Source organism: Nitratifractor sp. (assembly GCF_015487065.1).
Lineage (GTDB): Bacteria > Campylobacterota > Campylobacteria > Campylobacterales > Sulfurovaceae > Nitratifractor.
On record NZ_WFQN01000021.1, the window covers coordinates 1 to 3,335 of the forward strand.

The 3,335-nt window shown below is 54.9% G+C and carries 2 protein-coding genes and 1 pseudogene; 2 read left to right on the top strand and 1 reads right to left on the bottom strand.

All coding sequences use genetic code 11. The annotated features are described in order from the left end of the window. Positions 1-49 precede the first annotated feature (49 nt). Positions 50-1,546: a 2,3-bisphosphoglycerate-independent phosphoglycerate mutase gene (gene gpmI, locus F8I07_RS01035; protein WP_292654587.1), complete on the bottom strand. Its 1,497-nt coding sequence runs from the start codon at positions 1,544-1,546 to the stop codon at positions 50-52. A 76-nt stretch (positions 1,547-1,622) separates the two neighbouring features. Between gpmI and mraY the strand changes: the two genes are divergently transcribed. Both mraY and murD read left to right on the top strand, forming a co-directional pair. Next, entirely contained in the window at positions 1,623-2,684 is a 1,062-nt protein-coding gene (mraY, locus tag F8I07_RS01040; protein WP_292654590.1) for a phospho-N-acetylmuramoyl-pentapeptide-transferase, read from the top strand. 343 nt (positions 2,685-3,027) lie between these two features. Further along, positions 3,028-3,335 (top strand): annotated as a pseudogene (gene murD, locus F8I07_RS01045) (UDP-N-acetylmuramoyl-L-alanine--D-glutamate ligase); the annotation flags it as partial.

The following is a 3,335-nucleotide window of genomic DNA, read 5'->3' on the forward strand; positions in this document are numbered from 1 at the left end:
CATTCTTTCCGCTAAACTGCATTCATACTCCTTAAAATTTTAATTGTAGCTATCGCTCGATCAGGGATGCATCCATCTCTGCCGGTTTTTCGAGTCCCATCAGTTCCAACACCGTCGGGGCGATGTTGTTGAGCCCGCCGTGGGCCTTGAGCTTCGTCACCCCCGGGGCTTTGACGAAGGCCCAGACATCCCCCACCGTATGGTTGGTGAGCATATTTCCCTCACTGTCGCGCATCTCTTCGCAGTTGCCGTGATCGGAAGTCAGGACGATATTGTAACCCTGTTCCTCGGACTTCTCCAGAATCTTCCCCAGTTCGGCATCCACCGCCTCCACCGCTTTGACCGCCGCGTCGAAATTGCCGGTGTGGCCCACCATATCCCCGTTGGCAAAGTTGACCACGATGAAATCATACGCCTCATCCATCGCCTTGCGAACCGCTTCACCCACCTCGGGAGCACTCATCTCCGGCTTTAGATCGTAGGTCTTGACCTGGGGACTGGGAATCAGTACCCGGCTCTCCCCCTCCACCGGTTCCTCCACCCCGCCGTTGAAAAAGAAGGTCACATGGGCATACTTCTCCGTCTCGGCGGTATGCAGCTGCCGCAGCCCCACCCGGCTGATCACCTCCGCCAGGGTGTTTCGAGGCGGCTCTTTGGGAAAGAGCACCGGATAGGGAAAGGAGGCGTCATACTGGGTCATGGTGGCAATATGCAGTTTCAGAGGCTTACGGGGAAATTTGTCGAATGCGGGATCCCCCAGGGCTGTGGTGATCTCCCGCATGCGATCGGAGCGAAAATTAGCCATGATCACCCCGTCACCGTCTCGCATCCCTTCATACCCTTCAAAGGCCGTGGGGAGGATAAACTCATCGGTCACTCCCTCCTCATAGCTCTTGAGCACATACTCCATCGGAGTATAGGCGGTTTGGGGTTCCGCCTCGGCGATGGCCCGATAGCCCTTTTCCACCCGTTCCCAACGTTTATCCCGATCCATCGTATAGAAACGACCGCCGAGGCTGGCGATCCGGATATCATCATCCAGGATCTTTTCCGCCTCTCTGAGGTACTCCGGAGCCGAGGTTGGCGAGACATCCCGGCCGTCGGTAATCAGATGGAGCCAGACCTTTTTGCCTTTGGCTTTGAGGATCTTGGCCAGGCCCAGAATATGCTCCAGATGGGAATGGACTCCTCCGTCGCTCATCAGCCCCACGATGTGCATATCTTTGCTGGCCTCCACCGTCTGTTTCAAGGCCGGATTCTCTGCCAAAGAGCCGTCCTCCAACGCCAGAGAGATTTTGACCAGATCCTGATAGAGAACCCGACCGCTACCGATGGTCATGTGGCCCACTTCCGAGTTGCCCATCTGCCCTTCGGGTAGTCCTACACTCAATCCGTAGGTGGAGATCAGCGTATGGGGCACCGACTCGAAGAGCCGGTCATAGGTGGGTGTCTCGGCCGCCTCGAAAGCGTTGGCGGTGCTCTCGGGCTTGTAGCCGATCCCGTCGGTAATGATCAACAGTGTTTTCCGTCCCTGCGTCTTTTGCACTCAGTTTCTCCGATCAAGAATTTATATTATTGTAGTAAAATATCACTTCTTAACCGATAAATCAAGAAAGAGTGCCATGATCTATTACCTGCATCAATTGATGGGAGTCCACCTCTTTTATTACATCTCGGTACGGGCGGGCATCGCCTTTTTTATCTCCTTTTGCCTGACACTCTTTCTTCTTCCCCGTTATATCGCCTGGGCCCGGGCCCGCAAGGCCAATCAGCCTATCAACAAATATGTCCCGGCTCATGAGGAGAAGCAGCACACCCCCACCATGGGAGGCGCCATTTTCGTCGCGGCGACAGTAATCGCTACCCTGCTGACCGCCCGACTCGACAACTGGTATGTCATCGGCGGACTCCTGACTCTGGTGGGTTTCGCCGGTGTCGGACTCAAAGACGATCTGGGCAAAGTCCTCAGCGGTGACAATCTTCAGGGGCTCACGGCACGGGGAAAAATGGGCCTCCTCATTCTGGTCTCTTTTCTGGTGGGATCGCTACTGCTCTTCGGGGCCCATTTCCCAAGCACCCTCTATGTCCCTTTCGTCAAAACGCCCCTCTTTGATATGGGCTATTTCGCTATTGTCTTCTGGATTCTGGTGATGATCGCCACCTCCAACGCCGTCAACCTCACCGACGGGCTCGACGGCCTGGCCACCGTCCCCACCGTCATCGGACTGGGTACGCTGGGGGTCATCGTCTATCTCACCGGTCACGCCATCTTCTCCAAATATCTGCTGCTCCCCTACATCCCTGGGGTCGGAGAGGTCACCATCGTCGCCGCCGCCCTTGCCGGCGGACTCCTGGGCTTTTTGTGGTACAACTGCTATCCCGCCGAGATCTTCATGGGAGACACCGGTTCCCTCTCCATCGGCGCCTTCCTCGCCTACATGGCGATCCTGGGCAAGAGCGAGGTCCTTCTGATCCTTATCGGCATCGTCTTCGTCATCGAGACCGTCTCGGTCATCCTCCAGGTCGGCAGCTGGAAGATTCGCCAAAAACGCATCTTCCTCATGGCCCCCATCCACCACCATTTCGAGATGAAAAAGTGGGCAGAGAACAAGATCATCGTCCGCTTCTGGATGATCGCCTTTCTGGCCAACCTGCTGGCGCTCATTACGTTGAAGATACGATGAGTTTGGTTATTGGTCATTGGTTATTGGTTATTGGGGGCACTTTTCGTCGTTTGTCGTTTGTCATTTGTCGTTTGAGATTGGTTAGAAGTCGGCAGTCGGCAGGAGGGAAGTCGCAAGTCGCAAGTCGCAAGTCGCAAGTCGCAAGAAGTGTCGCCTTCGGCGACATTATTGGTATATTGGGATATTGGTATATTCGTCGTTTGTCATATGTTATTTGCTGTTTGAAAAAAAGCGTTGCCATGCAACGCATACCGAAACCATTCACCATTCACTATTCACCATTCACCAAAATTCCTCACTCCTCACTCTTCACTCCTCACTTGTATCAACGGAGAGTGCTCCGATGAAACACCTCTCCTTTTTCGGCTACGGCAAAACCACCCGGGCTATCGCTACGCTCCTGGGCGAAGGCTTCGATTTCTATGACGATCGCTGCGAAAAGCCATGGACCGATGATGCCGGCAACCGGATCCACCCCTCTGAGGCTTTTAATCCCGATCAGAGCCTCATGGAGATCCTCACGCCCAGCATCCGCCCCGACAGTCCCCTACTGGCCCAAGCCAAAAAGCCTGTCAGCGAATACGACCTTTTCCTCTCCGAAAGACTGAGAAAAGAGAGCAAGACGTGGTCACAGGACCACCCCCTCTACCC

Coding starts and splice junctions, on each gene's coding strand:
- mraY (WP_292654590.1), top strand. CDS start 1,623: ATGATCTATTACCTGCATCAATTGATGGGAGTCCACCTCTTTTATTAC.